The organism is Bacteroidota bacterium, from assembly GCA_013360915.1.
In the GTDB taxonomy this organism is placed as follows: Bacteria; Bacteroidota; JABWAT01; order JABWAT01; family JABWAT01; genus JABWAT01.
Map to the genome: position 1 here is coordinate 1 of JABWAT010000017.1, position 19165 is coordinate 19165.

Below are 19165 nucleotides of genomic sequence, written 5' to 3' on the forward strand. Positions count from 1 at the left end.
ACAAAATATCTGAAAGCTGCGATCCTTGCCACCCACACCGCCCACCGATGCCGGTGGCCACCCGCGAATGCAAAGTCCATTTTCCAGGATTTTTGTCTTCGCCGACATCGGCCACCCGGCGCCCTTGTGAGCGGAGATCCCGTTAAGACCGAATCTGCTGTTTGAGGCCCGTACACGGGACGAGTTCAGATTCGGTTAGGGTCGCAGCGATAACAAGAAGCCTTAGGGCGGGCGGTCGGCTGGGCATTTTGGTTACTTTTGGGCCTGCAAAAGTAACCCTGCGGAGCCTATCAACTTGCAGGTTTCTGCAGACTTTGCGGATTCGGCACCCGGGGACCGGAAAATTCAAAGTTCGACGCCGTTCAGAGTCGTAGTTCCTGTTGGACCTGACCAACCAAACCGGGTGAAACCCCTTCACCCGGTTCTGTCAGTCATCAGGCCTGATACGCCGCCGCAAATTCCCTGGCAAAATCCGCTGCCGAGGTTTTGGTGGTGTTCGCTGCCGTCCGGTTGAAGCCATCTGTCAGTTTTCCTTCATTGGCCCGGTTGCAGAATTCCACATAGTTCTTCGCAAGGTCTGCCGGTAAGCCCATCCCGACCATTCCCTGATAGGCATCTGCATCGGGAAAACGGGTCCAGGAAAGTCCGGGCTTTCCGATGGCCGCCCCAATGATACCCGACACTTCGTTGAGGGTATAGTTACGATCACCCGCCACATAGTCATGACCTTGTCCGGTAAAGTCCAGAGCGAGAAGATGGTTGGCTGCTTTCTCTGCAATGTCACGTGTGTGAACGAAGGACATGGGAATGTTTCCTTCGATGGGAAATCCGCCAAAAATGCCAGCCTGTTTCAAAAGACCGATGCTGCCATAGAAATTTTCAAAGAAAAATCCGGCACGCAGATGAAGCACATTCGTGCCGGTCAGCGTTTTGAATTTCTGCTCCATGTCATGCAATCCCTGAACCACACCAGCACCGGCAGGCAGATGGGCACCGAAGCTGCTGAGGGTCACCACATGGGTAACCGGTGAGGCTTTCAGAGCCAGAACCAGCGCATCGGCCACCCGGTTCTGGTAAGCACGAAACTGATCAGTGGCAAAATTGGGCGGAATCAGAGCATAAACCGCTTTGGCCCCTTTGAAAACAGTTGTCAGAAAAGCGGCATCTTCCAGATTGCCAATGGCCACCTGGGCACCGGCCTTTTTCAATTCCTCCAGTTTGTCGGCGGACCGGCCGACCACGGTAACGGATTTTCCTGCTTTCAGCAGCGTGTGGGCAATGACGGAACCGGTATGTCCGGTGGCTCCTGTGATGACGTACATGGGTATCTCCTTGTGTTTTTGTTTATTGTAATACCTACCAGTTGGTATGTTTATTGGTAAATTTTTTTAAGTGCGTAAACTGTTGATATAGGAAACGAGTGCTTCGATGGCTGTCAGAAAGGTCCCGGTGCTCTGACTGGCCTTCCCAATAGAAAAACTGCCTTCCACCGAAGCCCAGACTAAATGAGCGACCCCGGTCGGATTCACCTCCGGCCGGATACTGCCTTCCCGGATGCCTGATTCAATGGTTTCTCTGATCATGGCGATGATCTGCTGGCTCAGCGAATCAAGACGTTGTTTGAACCCTTCATCAATGGGTGCCATTTCCTGCACCAGATTGTTCAGCGGGCATCCAAGACGAATGTTTTGAGAGTCAGCCCGCGAAGCCACCAACCGGATGACCGACACAAGCCGGTCCGGAGCAGTTCCTGTCTGTTGCCGCACCTGGCCCCAGAGTTTCAGGTAACCGGGCGTGAGCATTTCATCAATCACCGCGTAACCCAGATCCCGTTTGGTCGGGAAATAATAATAGAAGGCTCCCTTGGTGATTCCCAGATCCTCAATGATCTTATCGGACCGCGTTCCCTGAAAGCCGTTCAGGCGCATGACCTCGAAATTTTTCTCCAGAATGGCCTGTCTTGTATCTGTCATGGATGCAAAGTTATACATACCAGTTGGTATGTGTCAAGTGGGAGAAATACTTTTAACGCAAAGCCAGCAAAGAATATGCAAAGAGACGATGGATAGGTATTGAATCCCGAAGGGATGACATTATTGTAGTAACACAGTTTAAAAAATGATTCATTCCTGACATTTTTTATAATGCCACCCCTATCGGGGTTTTTCAGGGTCTTGGTCTTTATCGCGTTTTCTACAATAATGGCACCCCTTACGGGGTTGGGGAGCCTTCTGCCGGACGGGGTCCTGTATTTAAAAACCAGAAAGGTTGCGTTCTCCTGTATTTACCCTTTGCGCTTTCTGCGGTGAAACGCATTTAAACGCAACGACGCAGCGTATTCGCAAAGTACGCGATGGTTCTTGTATTAAAAACCAAAAAAAACCTTTGCGTTCTCCTGTATTTACTCTTGACGCCTCTCTGCGTTAAAACGCATTGAACCTGACGCCTTTGCGTACCTATTAAAACCGGAACCCCACCTTCACCGACCCGGATACCACCACCGCCTGTGGTTCATGACGAACGCTTCCCACCTGAACAGGCGAGGTTCCGCTGACCGGCAGATGCAGAGCTGCCCACGGGTTCACATACAGCCAGGAGGTGAATTCCCAGGTATAACCGCCACCCAGTGTAAGAACCCATTGCTCAAACGATCGGGTGCCTCCGGACTCCGGTGCAAGGCGATTCGACCACCATTCCACTCCGCTGCCCACCCACCAGCCTGTTGCAGTGCTGTCAAAAAAGTAATCTCCGATGAGGGCCACTGCATCCAGCCGATGCGATTTAATCCCGTCACTGGTGGCGAAATCAGGTAAAGTGGTCCGGGTGAGCACGGCACGGACCTGCCACTGGTCATAACCGGCAATCACAGATCCGTAGTAGCCGCCCGATAAATACGGCAGCGCATCCAGTTCGGCTCCCCAGCGCAGAGACTGGGCGGTTAACGGAAGCGAAAGAATCAGTATCAGGAAGGTGGTCACAGGTTTCATGTTTTCTCCGGTTTTTATGCAAAGATCAGGCAAATCCGTTTGCAGAAGTCAGGACATTTGTCCGGTTTTTCAGTTGCAGGAACAGTTCTTCTGAACACTTCAGAAAACCTTAATACTACAGGTCCGCTCTGTGAGAAATGGTACGCCACCCGACCAGAGAATCACGTACCTTTCTGTGTTGACACAACAACCTGCATCTAGAATCAGGAGGTAACGATGGCCCGCATCCTGTCCGCCCTGTTAATCCCCGCGTTTATACTGCTCACCGGCTGCGAGGAAGCCACCGAACCGGATACCACCCCTCCCGTGGTCACCCTCACTTCACCGGTTAACGGTGCTTTTCTCTCGGGACCTACATCCATTTCACCAGTCATCACCGATGAATCCGCCATCAGGACGGTCTACTTTCTTGTGGATGGCGATACGGTTGCCACCGATACCAAAGCACCCTTCACATTTGTATGGAATGTGGGATTCTGGGCGGATGGAAACCAGCACACCCTTCTGATCATTGCGGTTGACGAAGCCAACAATTCAGGTCAGTCCAACCTGATCAGCGTGACCGTTTCTGCCGAGGCAACTCTGACGATTCAGCCTAAGGCACCATCCGATGGCAGGGAACACGAGGAGAATGCCTCCGTCACGTTTTCCTGGTATCCGTTGCAGGGTAGTCAGGAATATCAGCTCGAAATCGATTCCGATTCCCTTTTCTCACCGGCTGACCAAACTCTGTCCACCACCGACACCCTTTTCATGGTTTCTTCACTGGCATCGGGACCCCATTACTGGAGGCTCCGCGCAAAAGGCATGAACGGACGGCTGAGCACCTGGAGTGAAAAAAGGGTGTTTTTCATGGGAAAAGCCTATTGGGTCCTCCGGCTGGATCGCGGCCGGGCCGAATGGATTAACGGATTGGTTGAAACGGCCGATGGGGGCGCTCTTTTCATCGGGCCCTCCTTCACCGATACCACTCAGATCATGGAGGACTGGTGGTATGGAAAGGTTTCTGCATCGGGAAAGGTTTTATGGAAGAAAACACTCACACAGCCAAAATCAGATTATGGAAACGCCGTCCTGAGGACTGCCGGTGATGAGTACCTGTTGTTTGGAGGAAGCTCCGATCCAAACCGGACCATGAGACTGATAAAAATCACCGAGTCGGGCGGGCTGATCTGGGATCAGACGTATGGTAAGACCGATTCCAGTTCCTGGGGTGTCAATCTCGTGGGACTTCCCACCGATGCAAGTGCAGCGCTTGGAGGTGAACTGAACAATAAACCAGCCATTTTAAAAGTGGATGGGTCCGGTGCGGTTCAATGGTCCGTCCAGTTTCCCATGGTGAACGCAGGATCCTGTTACCTCTCCATGCGAACCGATCATGTTCTGATCGGGACCGCCTCCCATCACCTCATCTTTCTTTCCTGGTCCGGTTCAGTTCAATCGCAGGTGGAATTCCCTGATTCGCTCTTACTCAGACGGCCTGCCATTCTTTCCGGTGAGAACGGACTGCTGATTCCCTACCTGTCAAACGGGAAAAGCGGCCTGCTTAAAACCTCTGCCACTGGCACTAAAAACTGGTCCTATATGGCACCGGCCGGCACTGAACTGGCCTCCTTCATGGACTGGTTCGGCAATGGAATCATGGTGGGCGGGTCGAGGAATGGTCAATGCTATCTGGCCGTTTTTTCCTATACCGGATCCCTTTTGTGGGAGAAGGAATTGGTACCCGGCCGTATCGGACGGATTATCAGAACCGCTTCGGGCGGATTGTATCTCTCAGGAACCACTCACTCCAATTTCAGACATCCGACCTCGGATTTTCTGATAATGAAAACGGATAAAAACGGAAATGGATTGCCCACCTTAGCCGGTCGGAGCACGGTGCTTTCAACGCTGTTCAGCCGGAAACCAGGCCACCGGAACGGGGATGATCTGTATCCGAAGAAATAAACCAGATATGAGAGTCACCGATCGGATGGAGTCTTCACTTTGGTGAGGATGCCTGACAGCTCTGACCAGACAGACGAACTTACCGCCGGTTCCTGACCAGTTCCCGCCGGATCCGGCTCAGATGACGCGGGGTGGTGCCGATGAGCTGGGCAAGGTATTCCAGAGGTACCTGCCGGATCCAATCCGGGTGTTGTTCCATGAGGGAAAGGTATCGTTCAGTGGCTGATTTCCCGATCAGTCCGGCGATCCGGTCTTCGTACCCGATACAATCCTTCAGAAGCACATCGATCAAATAATCCTTCACCACCGGGTGTTTGTCCACCCAGGCGGACCAACCCTCATGGGTAAGTTCTGACACATCGGCATCGGCAATAACTTCGAGCGACTCATCAGCCGGCCATCCGTAAAAAAAGGTCCTCAGGCTGGTGGTAAAGGAACCGGGGAGCGCAATCCACCGGGTGATTTCCTGTCCGTTGATCACATGAAAATGGCGGATAATCCCTGAATGAACAAGCCACAAAGACCGCTGAAGGCTGCCAGCCTGCAAGAGAAAGTCACCACGGGAAAGGAGCCGCCGCTTCAGATCTGGAAACGGAACATTGGGAAATCCGGGAATGATCATCGGCTAAAGATCGGTGGAAGCCTGTAAACAACAAAGCCATCCCCGAATCAGGAGATGGCTTTGCAGATAACTGAAAAGGAACCGGTTATTTCATCAGGGTCAGTTTACCCGACTGGGTTTGCTGGCCCATGGTAACCCGGTACAGATAGGTTCCGGAAGGCAATCCGGCCGCATTGAAGGTGGCATTCACTGTTCCGGCTTCCACCACTTCATTCAACGCCACAGCCACTTCCTGACCAAGCAGGTTATACACGCGGATGGTGGCCAGTGCTTTTTCGGGAGCAACAAAGCGGATCGTGGTGGATGGGTTGAACGGATTCGGATAGTTGCCCAGCAGTTCGAAGCGTTCAGACAGCGTTCCCTGTCCTTCCACTCCGTTACCGGCGATTCCGGCAACCGAGGCAGCCTGAGATACCTCAACGGTGTAATTCAGCGTGGTGGAATAGGCGCTGTTGTATCCCTTAACCCGGATGTAAACGGTTGCTGCGGTCGTACCGGAATTCTTAATAGTAAGGGTTTCGGCTGCACCGGTTCCGTTTTCCGATTTGGCAATCTGGGTACCGCTGCTGTTCAGAATATACAGGTCATAATCCTTTGTTGAAGGCGGAATCAGCTTGATGGTCATCGAACTGGCAGCCTTGATGCTGGATTTGAAGTAATCGTTATCGGTGGTGGATCCGATTTTGGCAGTAACCTTAACGGGAGTGGCCGGAAGGGTATTGGCCGAGGCGGTGGTTCCATTCGATTCCACTTCCGTGTAGGCGTTCCAACTGGTGGGAGGAGGGGTTCCGCCGCCCGAGGTGCCAACTCCAACAGCCGCCCAGGCATTGGCAACCTGAGTATATTCGGCAGAGGCAGATCCATACAGGTCGGTGGCCGCATTCAGGGTGGCGGTGCGGGCTCCGGCATAATTGGTGCTTGAGGTCATATAAACCGACAACGCACGGTAAGCAATCTTTTCTGCCTTTGTAATTCCGATACCGGTTACCGAATAGGCAGTTCCTTTGTCATTGGTTCCGCTGCCGCCAACCGACAACAGATAGAACCAGAAATTGGCCACGCCCGAATTGTAGTGAACCCCTCCGTTGTCACCGGTTCCGGTGTACCAGTAGGTTCCCTGATAGGTATCGGGCTGTCCTTCTGCATTCGGATTGCTCATGGAACGCAGTGCATCACCGCTGGTGGCCGGTGTATAGCAGGCCTCACCGATCAGCCAGTTTCCTGAAGCCCCTTTTGCATAGAACTCGATGGCTGCGCCGAAAATATCAGAAAAGGCCTCGTTCAGTGCGCCCGATTCATTCTGATAAGCCAGATTGGCCGTTTTTTCGGTGACCGCATGAGTGATTTCATGGCCGGCCACATCCAGCGTGACCAGCGGAGTGAAAGTGGTGCCATCTCCATCCCCATACGTCATTACCGAGCCATTCCAGTAGGCATTGTTATAATTGGTGGAATAGTGAACGTAGGACTTGATGGTGGTTCCCAGATTGTCATAGGAATTGCGTCCGTGAACCAGTTTATAGTAATCCCAGGTTTTGGCTGCCCCGTAGTGAGCATCCACACCGGCTTTCTGGGTGGTGGTATTCCAGGTGTTATCGGTATCGGTGAACAAAGTCACGCCTGTGTATGAAGTTTTGTTCTTCATATCATAGGTTTCAACCTTCCGCGACAGATCACGCATATAATAGGTACCGCTGACCAGGTCGGTATTGATAGAGACCGTGCCGCTGTAAAGCGAGGTTCCTGTTCCGACGGCGGCGGTGGTATGTAATGAGTTGTACTTGTTCAGAATGGCACCCGTCTGTGCATCAACAAAAACCACCCAACGGGCAGGCTGATCAGCCCCGGACTGAAGGGTCAGTTTATAGGCAGGCCGGAATCCGTTCACAGGGTCGCCATCCACCGGTGCATAAACCAGTGAGGCAGTAGGGGTGTAGGTGGCAGCCGGATTTCCGGTTACTTCTTTCAGAAGGGCTTCCTCATCTTCATTTAACCAGGACCAGGGAGTCGTCTGGCTGAAGGAGGAAAGTGCGCGGGTGACCGCATCGGCGGGGTCGAGCAAAGCGCCGGTGTAGTGTTCCACTTTATGAAGAGATCCGGTCACACCGGTAATGGCTGAGTGCCGGTCACGATGAATAATCAGTTCGGCCCCTTCAACCGGAATTCCACCCACCATCTGACGAACACGGGTGTGGGTCTTCATGCCCTCGGAAAGAACCATTACCGGTTCCAGTTCAGCCTCAACTCCGTAAACCGACTTCAGTGCCGAAGCCAGTTCTTCTCCGCTGGCTTTTGCCCAGGAAGCGAGTGGTTTTATATAGACAACCTGACCCTGATGATCAACATCGAGGGAGGCTACTGATTCAACGGACCGATCGGTTACCCGAAGATCCTGAGCCTGTAAAGTGGCAGCAACTCCAACCGCTGCCAGAGCCATGCTTAAACGAACAGTCATGCAGATACGTTCTCCTTATTTTTTAACCTCAGAAACGGTTCCACTCTTTTCTTCCATTCTATAAATTGAGCTAAACCGTCATTTTTTTCGGACTTACCCGATTTTGCCTTTTTATTTAAGGCAATCAGGCACTTTTTCCGAAAGGGCTGAAGTTAGAAGAATTCTGCATGATTGTCAATAGTTGTCAAGACGTGTCGATAAATATTTTCAGCAGGTAAGGTGGAAATAAAAACCCAAAGGAAATCAACCCCTTTTACCATTGTGAAACCGACTTGAGGGTAATGGGAAGTCAAGTGTCTTCCCCTCCCTATCGACCCGTTAAAGCTGCCATTGGTGATCGGATGTCCGGTGGTGGTGGGGTTCGGAGGCCGGCTTTTGTTTAAATGGCTGGATGGAGCGTAGTAACCTTTAACAAGTTGGCAATAAATGGCTTACTGGAAAATCTCTCAGGAATTTTAGCCTGCTTGTAATTCCGCCTACCCATCCAGCCAGGATTTAAAAGCAGCAACCCGCTCCCTGGCAACGATGGGGTCTTCCTCGAAACCGGGGATCAGCTTCAAAATGAGGCGGCTGTTGAAGTAAGGTTCCATGGAAAGAACGGAATCGGACCGGAGAATCACCTGCCGGTTTATCCTGAAGAAATCGGCCGGATTTACCAGCGATTCGAACTGATCGAGAGTGAGATCGGAGAGAAACCGTTTACCAGCACGATTGATGAGAAAAACCACCTGATTTTTAATAACCGCTCCGGCGATATCCTGAACAGGAAGAGAGACACTCTGAATGCCCTTTTTTACCAGAAAGCGGGTTTTATATCGGGTTTTGGTTTCTGCCTGATGTTGCTGAAGGGTTAAAATCCGCTGAGCATGCCTGCTGACGGCTGTTTCCTCCAGTTTCCGCCATTTATCCAGCGCTCGTTCCAGATCGCGCCGTTCAATGGGTTTCATCAGATAATCGATGCTGGTGACCCGGAATGCATCAAGGATGTATTCATCAAAAGCGGTGGTAAAAATAACCGGGGCGGTTATTTCACAGTAATCGAACAGTTCAAAGGAAAGACCATCGGCTAACTGAATATCCAGAAAGAAAAGATCTGGCTGACCGTGTTCCGTTACCCATTGCACACTGTCCTCCACGCTTTCAAGCACGGCCAGAATTGTCAATTCCGGATCAATGGATTTCAGCAGACGGGTTAGCCGTGCGGCACTGGCAGATTCATCTTCCACAATCAGAATATTCATGACGGGGTCTCTGCAGGTAAAAGCGGAAGCGTAACAGTAAAACGGTCACTTGTTTCGTGAATTTCCACAGGCAATTCTGTGAAAAAGCGGTAACGTTCCCTGATGTTCGTCAGTCCCATACCGGTGGAGAGCGTCATCACCGGTTTTCGCTGGAGATTGTTCCTCACAGAAAGAAATCCGGGCGATTGCCAGACTATCTGAATAATCAGGGGTTTTTTCACGGAAATAATGTTGTGTTTCGTGGCATTTTCAACCAGTAATTGCAGCGTCAGTACGGGCAGTTTTAAGTCCCGGGCTGCCTCCGGGACATCTACCTCAACATGCAATCCATCCTGATGCCGTTGTTTCAGCAGGTAGGTGTACGCATCCAGAAATTCCAGTTCACTTTTCAACTCCGTCAGATTTTTATCCTTGCTAAGCAGAATATACCGGTACACATTGGAGAGTTCCTGAACGAAGGGTCCAGCTTTTTCAGATTTCTCTTCAATGAGTCCCAGCAGTGTGCTGAAAGAATTAAAGAGGAAGTGAGGATTGATCTGCGATTTCAGCGCATCCACCTGAATACGCATGTTGGTCTCCTGCAAAGAAGAAAGCCGCGCCTTCTGACTTTCCAATTCCAGCTGAACGGTTTCCACGATCTGGTGCGTACGAAAATATTCCTGTCCCACCTGAAAGGCGTAGGAGGCTGCAATCAGCAGAAATCCAATACCGTACAGACTGAAATTTTCCATCTGAGAACCCGTCATAGCACTCAGATCCAGAATCACCAGAATGAAGGTGATGAGAAAGGAAATGCCGGTGAGAATGATGCCGGATCCCGATCGGCGGTATTGCCAGAGGATTATCAGCAGGAAAATGAAATCGAGAACTATGAACAATTCACTGATTAATATGGGAATGGAAATAAAATCGGTGGGATCGATGAGCGTCACAGCGGTAACCAGCATGAGTATCAGATGCGCACCCACCATCCACCAGAGAATCTGTTTCCAGCCTGCATGGTACAACCGGATGAAGAAAATCAGATAAAAGACCGGCAGCAGATAAATGATCGTCAATGGAACCACTGCATAAACCACCGGGTGAAAATCGATGGGACTGACAGGCATAAACGCATAGTTGGCCGTAAAGAGATAATCCACTGCGGCAACAAGGAAGAGCCAGGCAAAGGGAACCAGAATTTTCCGGATGGAACGTGGGAATTTTAAAAAGGAGAGCAGAATAATGTTTGCGAGAATGAGAAGAGTGAAACCCATCAGCAGATTGGCAATGGCCATAACCAAACTGTCCTGCTGGTAACGGATTGTGTGTTCAAGAATATCCGTCTGATCGCCCGCCAATAATTTCCGGGAGGATCCCAGCTCGAGAATGTGATCGAAATTCAGCCGCAGAAATAGCCGGATGGGTTTTACGGTTGTATCAACTGGAATGATATGAAACTGGTTATACCGGATGGTTTCCGGTTTTTGCAGCAAACTATCCGGATAGATGAGCCGGTTGTTTTGATAAATGGAAAATCCGGAAAGGATTCCTTCCAGATACAGCACAGGTTTATTGGCCTTTATATCCGGCCACCGGATCATGAGAAACAGCTGTTTATTGCGTTTGACCGCTTCAAGATCGGTGAGCTCATTTACCCACGTTTGAGTCAGCCTGCCATCGGGTGCGGTGAAAACAAACCCGCCTTCGGGTGATTGATCCGGCCAGTCAAGAGTTGCCCGCACGAGGCTGTCACCCAATTCCACAATGGATCCGGAGTGACCCGGGCTGCTTCCCGGTAAAAAAATCTGAAAGAGTAAGATGAATGCGGTAAAGGTCATGGCTTGTGACGGTATTCTGGTTCAAAGATACAACGCGGTCCAACCCATGACCGGAAATATCAGCCGGAGTGTTAAAATGACCTGCTGAATTGTAAATCGCGGGCATTCCGATCGGGAACAATGGGAAATTTACACTTCAACCGGTTTTTCCGACAGTTCAGCCAGACTAACCACCACTCCACCGGAAAACCATCGTAAGACACGGTTGGTGTTGCCAATTTTGCACCTGAACATTTAATCGGAGACTTCACATGCGTTCATTTTTTCTGATCCTGTTTTTGGCATTCCATGGGGCGACCAGCCAGGCCCAGGCACCCGGGCAGGGGACCATTTCAGGATTTGTCTATGATGCCGGAACCGGAGAGGCCCTGGTCAGCGCTTCGGTCCTGATCATGGGTACAACCAAAGGAACCACCACCAATTCATCTGGATTCTTTTCCCTGGCTGGTTTACCCGAAGAGCAGGTCACCTTGTATGTCCGTTTTCTTGGTTATAAAGCGGCAAAAGTGCCGGTTACGGTCCGTAGCGGAGTTCCAAACCGGGTTACCATCCGGCTTGATCTGGAAGGAATTGTCATGGAGGAAGTACTGGTCACGGCAGATTCCATCGATGCCGGCCGGAAATTGTTTGAAAAACCCGTATCGAACCTTGAGCTTACCGGGCTGGAAATCAAGCAGCTTCCAGCCGTTGTGGAATCAGACCTGATGCGTTCTCTGCAAACATTACCTGGTATTGTATCGGCTTCCGATTTTTCTTCTCAGGTTTATGTTCGCGGTGGGACACCCGACCAGAATCTGTATATGATTGATGGAGCCGATGTGTACAACCCGGAACATGCCTTCGGCCTTTTTTCGACGTTCAACACCGATGCCATCAAAACCGTCACCCTTTCCAAGGGCGGATTCGGCGCTCAGTATGGCGGACGGCTTTCCTCGGTTCTGGATATCACCCATCTGGATGGCAACCGTTCCAAATTGACCGGAACCACCACAATCAGTTTGCTGGCTGCCAAGACCACACTTCAGACCCCGCTCGGAAACTGGGGTAGCATGTCTGGATCCTTCAGGCGCACCTATTTTGATGTTACGCTTGCGAAACTGAAAAGCCTGAAGAACAAGGTTCCCGATTATTATTTCTATGACGGAAATCTGAAACTGTTTGCCGAAATCAATGAAACGAATAAACTGACCGTGTCCTGGTTTTCAGGCCGTGATTTTCTGGATATCAGTTTCAATCCGGAATCTCAATCCTCAGACGGTGTTAATTACGAATGGGGAAATAAAACAGCTTCCGTGAAATGGCTGACTTTATTCAACTCATCCATTTTTGCCAATTTCTGGATAACAGCCAGCCGGTTCGATTCCGATTTCCGACTGAAGCAGATCAAAGTAGCAGAAACCAATGAGATGAATGACCTGACACTGAAGGGTAATCTGGAATGGGCAGTGAATGCCAACTGGAATTTACTGTTTGGCTTCGAAAATAAATGGATGAAACCACGGTACACACACGAATTTCAGGATGGATTGATCGACATCGATCGGGACCGGGTGCATCAGTCTGTGTATTCTCAGGCCTCCTGGAAACCGGCAGATGAGTGGGTGGTGGAAGGAGGCTTGCGTCTGGACCGGTTTGCCGCTGAGCAGGATTTTGTGGATGTATCGCCGCGGTACAGCGTTAAATACCAATTCGATGCAGTTCAATCGGTAAAACTGGCCGGGGGTGTGTACCGTCAGTATCTGCACCGGATTCCCCGATTTTTCATCGGCGATATCTGGATCACTTCCGATTCAAACATCAAACCATCCACATCCGTTCATACCGTTTTTGCCTATGAACGTGCACTGGATTATGGATTCACCTTTCAGGCAGAAACATTTTATAAAACCTACACGAATCTGAATTCCTTCAAGAAATTTGTGGTGACCGATATTCAGGGTGACGGACGAACCGAAAATGGAAAAACCTGGTACCGGAATACCAGAAATTTGTTCGACACGGGTGATGGCAATACCCGGGGTATTGAACTGTTTCTGAAAAAGGATGGGGGTATGGTTACCGGTTGGTTGGCCTATTCATGGTCTTCCACCGACTGGAAATTTAAGAATATCAACCGGAATGAACCATTTAATCCGCGTCACGACCGAAGTCACACCGTCAATCTGGTGCTGAATACAGAACCCGGAAAATGGTGGGCCCCACTGTGGGGTAGGCAATATGAAGCCGGTAACAGCAAATGGTTGCTAGGGTTTAACCTCGTCTATTCCACCGGCCAGCCGATCACCACTCCGGGCTCTGCTTATCTGAGCGGTGATTTACCCGATTCCGGCGATGACGGATTGAGTGATGGTGGCGGGAATATCGGATTCTCCTTGTATCCCGGCGAAATAAACGCTTACCGGTTACCAGCCTACATCCGTGCCGATCTGAGCCTCATCTGGGAAAGGAAATACGAGAGATTCACACTGGCGCCTTACATCCAGATCTACAATCTCGGCGGCCGGCAGAATATCTGGTTTGTGAATTATGAAGATGATTCCAAATCGCCTGATACCATTAAGCCTAAATATACAGCCGTTAACATGTTTCCTTTTTTACCCACCGTTGGGTTAACCATCACTTTTTAATGGAGCAAACAATGAAAACCACCACTTTTCTTTTATCCATCCTTTTCGCCGGTTTTTTCATTTCATGCGGAGAGGCAGAACTGGATCTGGATTCTTCGGACTATGATCCAAAAATTGTTGTCGAGGGTTATTTAATTCCGGGACAGACACCTTCAAACATCCGGATTTCCCGAAACTTTCCTCTCAATAAACCCATCGACCTGACATCGGTTTCCTTGCCCGCTGCCATGGTCCTGATCACCCGTCAGACCGATAACCGGCAGATCAACCTGACGTATGATCCGTTAACGATGTCTTACCGGTATGCCGGAACCGATTTTGTGACCGACCATGCAACCTCCTACCAGTTAACCGTATCGGCAGTCATCGATGGTAAACCGGTGACCGCCTCGGCCTCAACCACCACACCCTCCGCTGGTTTCTCTATTCTGGATTCCGTCATTCCGACGAATCACCTATCTTACAGCGCACAGTCTCCGGATGGAACTGATTCCGTTTTCTCAATTCCGTTTTCCCCCTCTTCCGGAATCGATTTTTACGCCCTTAGCATCACCGCTCAGGATGCCAGCATCCGTTCATTCATCTATTCACCGGTAAACCGGTATGAGGATATTGCGGAGAAAGATTCATCCAAAGTCAGAGAGGATCTGAATTTCCGGAAATATCAGTCTGATGCCATTTTAAATGTGCCCGGATCAGGTCTTCAGAAACGGGACCTGGAATGGTTTTACTTCCAGTTTTATGGCCGGTACCGGATCATTATGTACGCCATGGATGTGAACGCCAAAAATTACTTTCTCACTCATAAAGATGTACAGGATTTTGATGGCAATTTTGTGGAGCCACGGATGGCCATTGAAGGGGATGGAATCGGGGTGTTCGGGTCGGTAATTGCTGATACGGTTTACTTCAATGTTCTCAGACCCTGACCGGGCACTTCCCTGTGTTCCGGTCAAAGAACGAATTAACCACTTCCATTCATCTGTGAAAATCAGAGAATAATCGGGTACATTACACCCAAGCAGCAAGATATCAATGGCATCGTTCGGCAATCGTTGAACCCGAACGCGATGAAAGGAACGGCCTTCAAAAGTGGTTCCTGCATATAAAAAAGGTGGCTCAGCCACCTTTTTTATTGGAACCAGGAGTCCGCTGATGCGAGTTTTGGCTACACATTTGACTCCAGTAAACTTTGATTTGTTTAGTCAATCACCGTTTCTGGTTAAATAATGGTCGATCCATTTCAGTATCCAACCGCTTCGCTTTCAACGAAAAACGCTTCCAACTTAAATATCTTAAGCCGCAACTCAATTTACCTTGTCGTTTTCGCAGAAAATTGCGGCCGCGGCTTAGTCAGTTTATTATTGCATCTCCATTGCAGTAAGAATTTAAGTTTATCCTCTGCATCGTACAGACCAACAGGCCATCAAAAGATCCCTGACTGTACATGGTTATTAATCTAAAGAAAGGTAAGGCTTCATGAAATTTCGCCTGACTGGAACGTTTTTGCTTCTGTTTACTGCCCTGTCCGTAGTGGCCGCAGAAAATGGCAAGGGTCCATCCGGAACACCCGCTAACCAGGTTATCGTCAAGTTCAGGGAATCCGGCATCCGCGCCTACCGTGCGGAAAGCAGCCTGAACACTGTGATGAAGGCCACCGGCGCCATTCAATCCAGTGCTTTAATGGAGAAGAGCAACCCCATTGCCGACGAGATCGGACTAAACAGGGTGTATGTGCTCAATTACCAAACAATCACCGATGCAGACCGGGCCGTCAGCCAGCTTACCCGGCGGACTGATATCGAATACGCCGAGCTCGTCCGGTATTTTTCACATGATCGGCTGGAAACACCCGAAAAAGGAAACAAACCGGCATCGCCGATGGCAACTCCGGATGATGAATTACTGGCTTCTATTCACCCGCTTGGCCAGGTAAAAGCCTTTCAGGCATGGGATCTTCAGACGGGAGATACCTCGGTAGTGGTTGCGGTTGTCGACACAGGCGTCGATTGGGATCACGAGGACCTTGTCTCCTCTGTCTACATCAATCAGGGTGAATATGGTCCGGATGGAAAGGGAGGAGAAAAACAGTCCAATGGTGTGGATGATGATGCCAACGGATTTATCGATGATTTCAGAGGATGGGATTTTATTTCCTCGAGTTTTACGGATTCACCCCCTGCTCCCGGCGAGGATGCATCAGTCGAGGATAATAACCCAATGGACTTCAACGGACATGGTACCCACGTGGCGGGTATCAGCGCCGGCATGACCAACAACGGAATTGGTATTGCTTCTCTTTCCTGGGGAGTAAAAGTGCTTCCCTGCCGGATTGGTTACCATACAACCAGTGGCGATGGCATCGGAAATTCATACAACATGGGCCGGGCATTTATTTATGCTGCCGATATGGGGGCCGATGTCATAAACCTCAGTTTCGGCAACAGCGGACAGTTTATTACCGATGCGTCCCTGTATGCGACCCGGAAAGGAACATTGGTTGTCTCCTCTGCCGGTAATGCAAATGATGAATTCGCTTCTGAAATGGAATTGAAACCCTGGGTACTTACCGTTGCTGCGGTAAACAGAAACGACCTGAAAACCTACTATTCCACTTATGGAACCTGGGTTAAAATTTCGGCCCCCGGCGGCGAACAGCTTACAGCAAGTTCAAATGGCTTCCTCAGTACCGTTGTTTATCCCTCTACCTTGTACTCGGGAAAAAAATACGAGTATTTTCAGGGAACCTCCATGGCCTCTCCCTTTGTGGCTTCCCTGGCTGCTCTGATCAAATCACAGAATCCTGAAATTTCGGTTATTGATTTGTTCGAACGGATCCGCCAGACTTCCGATGATATTTATGCTTTAAACCCGACTTATGCAGGAAAACTCGGGGCTGGACGGATCAATGCACTCCGTGCACTCACCGAAACCGGTCTTTCTCCTGCAAAACCATCTTTACGTCTCGAATCCGTCTTGGTAGAAGATGGTGGCAATGAGAATGGAATCCTGAACCTGGGAGAAACCGCCTCCCTGATTTTTGATTTCCAGAACGAATGGGGTGGTGCAGAAAATTTAACAGCGACCCTGACCACCGACGCAGGAAACTGGCCCTTGACCGTCAGCAACAATACAGATGTCACGGGACCGGTTGCAAGCGTTCTCGACTCGGTTGAATCTACCTTCTCGGTTGAATTCCCCTTATCTGTCGATGAAAATGGAATCCCGATGGTCATTGGGTATGAGCTAACCATTTCAGACGATAACGGATTCAGCCAGACATTCCCCGGACGACTGGCCATTGAACCCAATGCACTTCTGGTCCCCGATTTTCATGCAGATGTGGATTATACAAACAACTACCTGGAACTGATGGATCAGGCAGGGCTCTCGTATGATGTCTGGAATGGATCGGTGGACAATATTACCGCAGATATCCTTAAGAAATATGCAATGGTCTTCTGGCCCATGGGCTGGACCTTTCCATCGCTGACAGAAGCCAATCAGAATGCGATCTCAGGATATATTGAGGCTGGTGGCCGCATCTATCTGTCCGGACAGGATGTCGGATGGGACATGGCCGATCCGACCGGTACTACCTATACCGAATCGGGCGGAGCATCAAAAACGTGGTTTGAATCCTATATGAAGGTGGTGTACGGAGGTGACGATAACAACGAAACCACCATTAAGGGTGTTGACAGCGATCTGCTCAGTGATGGCGTGGAAAGTTCCATTGAAATGCCCGGTTTAGGATCTTCCACCCAATATCCCGACTTTGTGACCCTGAAGGAAGGAAGCGTGGCCTTTCTGAAATATGGCAACGGACAAATTGCAGGAACCCGGTATGAAACCGGGAATGCCAGAGTGGTATACCTCCCGTTCGGCGGCCTCGAAGCAGTGTCTGATTCCGTATCTGCCAATCTGTTAACGGCGCGTATTTCAAACTGGTTATATGGATACTCGGTCGATTCCTTTATTCCGTTAAAAAACACCGAAGACGAACAGGAAGAACGGCTGGTTTCTGTGTCGGTTTCCGGTAAAAAACCGGTGTCTTCCGTTGACCTGTATTATCAGGCTTTCACCACCGGAACCTCCCCCGATCTGAATCTGACTAAACTGCCCATGACGTTTGCAGATGGCAGGTTTTCCGCGTCCCTTCCGGCCGTCGGACTGGGTAACTCCGTCCTGTATTTTTTCATCAGCCGTTTCGAAGATGGATCGTTGTCACCTTATCAGGTTTACCAGTACAATGTCAAAACCGATGTAACCAAACCGGTAGCCATCAGTTCATCCGAATGGCCCAATACCATGGAAAAATCGGGAACCTACCCGGTCGAATTCACCGTGGATGATGAATCGGGAATCGATGAGTCCTCTGTCTTCGTTCATTATTACACAAGCACCGGTGTCAGCGATTCCAGCTCTCTCACCCTCTCCGATGCTGCCCGTAGTTTGTTCAGCGGGTCGATTTCCATTCCCGGACCAGTGAAGGCAAATACCCTGATTTCCTATTACTTCACCGCCCGCGACCAATCCAATGCCGGAAACATGGTCAGGCACCCGGCCTCTTCTGATTTATCCTTCATGACTGGCAAAGCCGATGTGGATGACATGGAAGTTCCGGGATACTGGCTGTTCGATGGTAAGTTCGGATATTCGACCAAGCGGCGCCTCTCGGGAGATCAGGCCATTCACAACAACAAAGGCAACAATTACACCTCCAATGATGTGTCAACGGCCACCTATTCAGGTTCCTTCGATTTTACCGGGTATGACAATCCGGCCTTTACCATTCAATCGGCCTTCCGGTTTGGGTCCGGTGATACCTGTTATGCAGAAATCAACACAGGGAATGGCTGGATTCCAAAATTCAAGTTTGCCGGTGGTTCTTCCTCCTTCTGGACCAACTTTTTACCCTACACCATTTTCGCACCCGAAGCAGCCGGGCAGCCCACGGTTCAGATCCGGTTCCGTTTCGTATCGGATGGGGTTGGCAGCGGCACCAACAGCGGTATTTATTTCGATGACCTGAAGGTCTTGGGTGATACCGTCAGTTTTGTGAGTGTGGAAGGAAATGGCATTGAAATTCCCTCTGTGGCTACTCTCGACCAGAATTACCCGAATCCGTTTAATCCGGCCACGGTGATCCGTTACCACGTTCCGGTCAGCGGAGCGGTTCGTCTGATGGTGTTCGATGCACTGGGTCGTGAAATTTCCGTTCTGGTTGATGAAAAGAAACCCGCCGGAACCTACTCGGCCACCTTTTCCGCAACAGGACTTTCCTCTGGTGTGTATTTCTACAAACTGGCGATTAACGGAAGTTCCCTGACACGGAAAATGCTCCTGTTGAAATAGGTGAGTGGTGAGTGGAAAAACCCGGACCTGACGAGACCGGCATCTGCAATCAGGCGACTTCGGTCGCCTGATTGCGTTTATGGGTTGGTTGGAACAATTCCCTGT

At 50.2% G+C, this 19165-nt stretch carries 11 protein-coding genes; 4 read left to right on the top strand and 7 right to left on the bottom strand.

Going from position 1 to position 19165, the window contains the following annotated elements:
- Positions 1–434: 434 nt before the first annotated feature.
- The 3 genes from HUU10_13295 to HUU10_13305 form a co-directional block, all read right to left on the bottom strand.
- A complete protein-coding gene (locus tag HUU10_13295; GenBank protein ID NUQ82583.1) occupies positions 435–1322 on the bottom strand; it encodes an NAD(P)H-binding protein in 888 nt (295 codons plus the stop codon).
- 66 nt (positions 1323–1388) lie between these two features.
- Complete coding sequence (locus HUU10_13300) at positions 1389–1973, bottom strand: TetR/AcrR family transcriptional regulator (GenBank protein ID NUQ82584.1); 585 nt, start codon at positions 1971–1973, stop codon at positions 1389–1391.
- 486 nt (positions 1974–2459) lie between these two features.
- On the bottom strand, positions 2460–2987 hold the full coding sequence (locus HUU10_13305) for a hypothetical protein (GenBank protein ID NUQ82585.1): 528 nt from the start codon (positions 2985–2987) through the stop codon (positions 2460–2462).
- Between the two features lie 216 nt (positions 2988–3203).
- Here HUU10_13305 and HUU10_13310 point away from each other — a divergent pair, with 216 nt between their 5' ends.
- Positions 3204–4937 (top strand): Ig-like domain-containing protein, encoded by a 1734-nt coding sequence (locus tag HUU10_13310; GenBank protein NUQ82586.1) that lies wholly within the window; start codon positions 3204–3206, stop codon positions 4935–4937.
- 79 nt (positions 4938–5016) lie between these two features.
- Here HUU10_13310 and HUU10_13315 read toward each other — a convergent pair whose 3' ends face one another.
- The 4 genes from HUU10_13315 to HUU10_13330 form a co-directional block, all read right to left on the bottom strand.
- Positions 5017–5559: a Crp/Fnr family transcriptional regulator gene (locus HUU10_13315; protein ID NUQ82587.1), complete on the bottom strand. Its 543-nt coding sequence runs from the start codon at positions 5557–5559 to the stop codon at positions 5017–5019.
- Between the two features lie 85 nt (positions 5560–5644).
- A complete protein-coding gene (locus tag HUU10_13320) occupies positions 5645–8014 on the bottom strand; it encodes a M4 family metallopeptidase (GenBank protein NUQ82588.1) in 2370 nt (789 codons plus the stop codon).
- A 476-nt stretch (positions 8015–8490) separates the two neighbouring features.
- A complete protein-coding gene (locus tag HUU10_13325; GenBank protein NUQ82589.1) occupies positions 8491–9255 on the bottom strand; it encodes a response regulator transcription factor in 765 nt (254 codons plus the stop codon).
- On the bottom strand, positions 9252–11075 hold the full coding sequence (locus HUU10_13330) for a histidine kinase (protein ID NUQ82590.1): 1824 nt from the start codon (positions 11073–11075) through the stop codon (positions 9252–9254). Before HUU10_13330 ends, HUU10_13325 begins: the two co-directional genes overlap by 4 nt.
- Before the next feature lie 251 nt (positions 11076–11326).
- On the opposite strand from HUU10_13330, the gene HUU10_13335 reads away from it, so the two are divergent.
- The 3 genes from HUU10_13335 to HUU10_13345 all read left to right on the top strand — a co-directional run bounded on the left by HUU10_13335 (position 11327) and on the right by HUU10_13345 (position 19060).
- Complete coding sequence (locus HUU10_13335; GenBank protein NUQ82591.1) at positions 11327–13702, top strand: TonB-dependent receptor; 2376 nt, start codon at positions 11327–11329, stop codon at positions 13700–13702.
- 11 nt (positions 13703–13713) lie between these two features.
- Positions 13714–14631 carry a DUF4249 family protein gene (locus HUU10_13340; protein NUQ82592.1) on the top strand — a complete coding sequence of 306 codons (918 nt, stop codon included), beginning with the start codon at positions 13714–13716 and terminating at the stop codon, positions 14629–14631.
- A gap of 550 nt (positions 14632–15181) precedes the next feature.
- Positions 15182–19060, top strand: coding sequence for a S8 family serine peptidase (locus HUU10_13345; GenBank protein NUQ82593.1), 3879 nt, complete (start codon positions 15182–15184; stop codon positions 19058–19060).
- Positions 19061–19165 lie beyond the last annotated feature (105 nt).

What these genes read in the sequence shown, in the direction of transcription:
- HUU10_13295 (NUQ82583.1), bottom strand. Translation starts at nt 1,322, where the DNA reads ATGTACGTCATCACAGGAGCCACCGGACATACCGGTTCCGTCATTGCC.
- HUU10_13300 (NUQ82584.1), bottom strand. Translation starts at nt 1,973, where the DNA reads ATGACAGATACAAGACAGGCCATTCTGGAGAAAAATTTCGAGGTCATG.
- HUU10_13305 (NUQ82585.1), bottom strand. Translation starts at nt 2,987, where the DNA reads ATGAAACCTGTGACCACCTTCCTGATACTGATTCTTTCGCTTCCGTTA.
- HUU10_13310 (NUQ82586.1), top strand. Translation starts at nt 3,204, where the DNA reads ATGGCCCGCATCCTGTCCGCCCTGTTAATCCCCGCGTTTATACTGCTC.
- HUU10_13315 (NUQ82587.1), bottom strand. Translation starts at nt 5,559, where the DNA reads ATGATCATTCCCGGATTTCCCAATGTTCCGTTTCCAGATCTGAAGCGG.
- HUU10_13320 (NUQ82588.1), bottom strand. Translation starts at nt 8,014, where the DNA reads ATGACTGTTCGTTTAAGCATGGCTCTGGCAGCGGTTGGAGTTGCTGCC.
- HUU10_13325 (NUQ82589.1), bottom strand. Translation starts at nt 9,255, where the DNA reads ATGAATATTCTGATTGTGGAAGATGAATCTGCCAGTGCCGCACGGCTA.
- HUU10_13330 (NUQ82590.1), bottom strand. Translation starts at nt 11,075, where the DNA reads ATGACCTTTACCGCATTCATCTTACTCTTTCAGATTTTTTTACCGGGA.
- HUU10_13335 (NUQ82591.1), top strand. Translation starts at nt 11,327, where the DNA reads ATGCGTTCATTTTTTCTGATCCTGTTTTTGGCATTCCATGGGGCGACC.
- HUU10_13340 (NUQ82592.1), top strand. Translation starts at nt 13,714, where the DNA reads ATGAAAACCACCACTTTTCTTTTATCCATCCTTTTCGCCGGTTTTTTC.
- HUU10_13345 (NUQ82593.1), top strand. Translation starts at nt 15,182, where the DNA reads ATGAAATTTCGCCTGACTGGAACGTTTTTGCTTCTGTTTACTGCCCTG.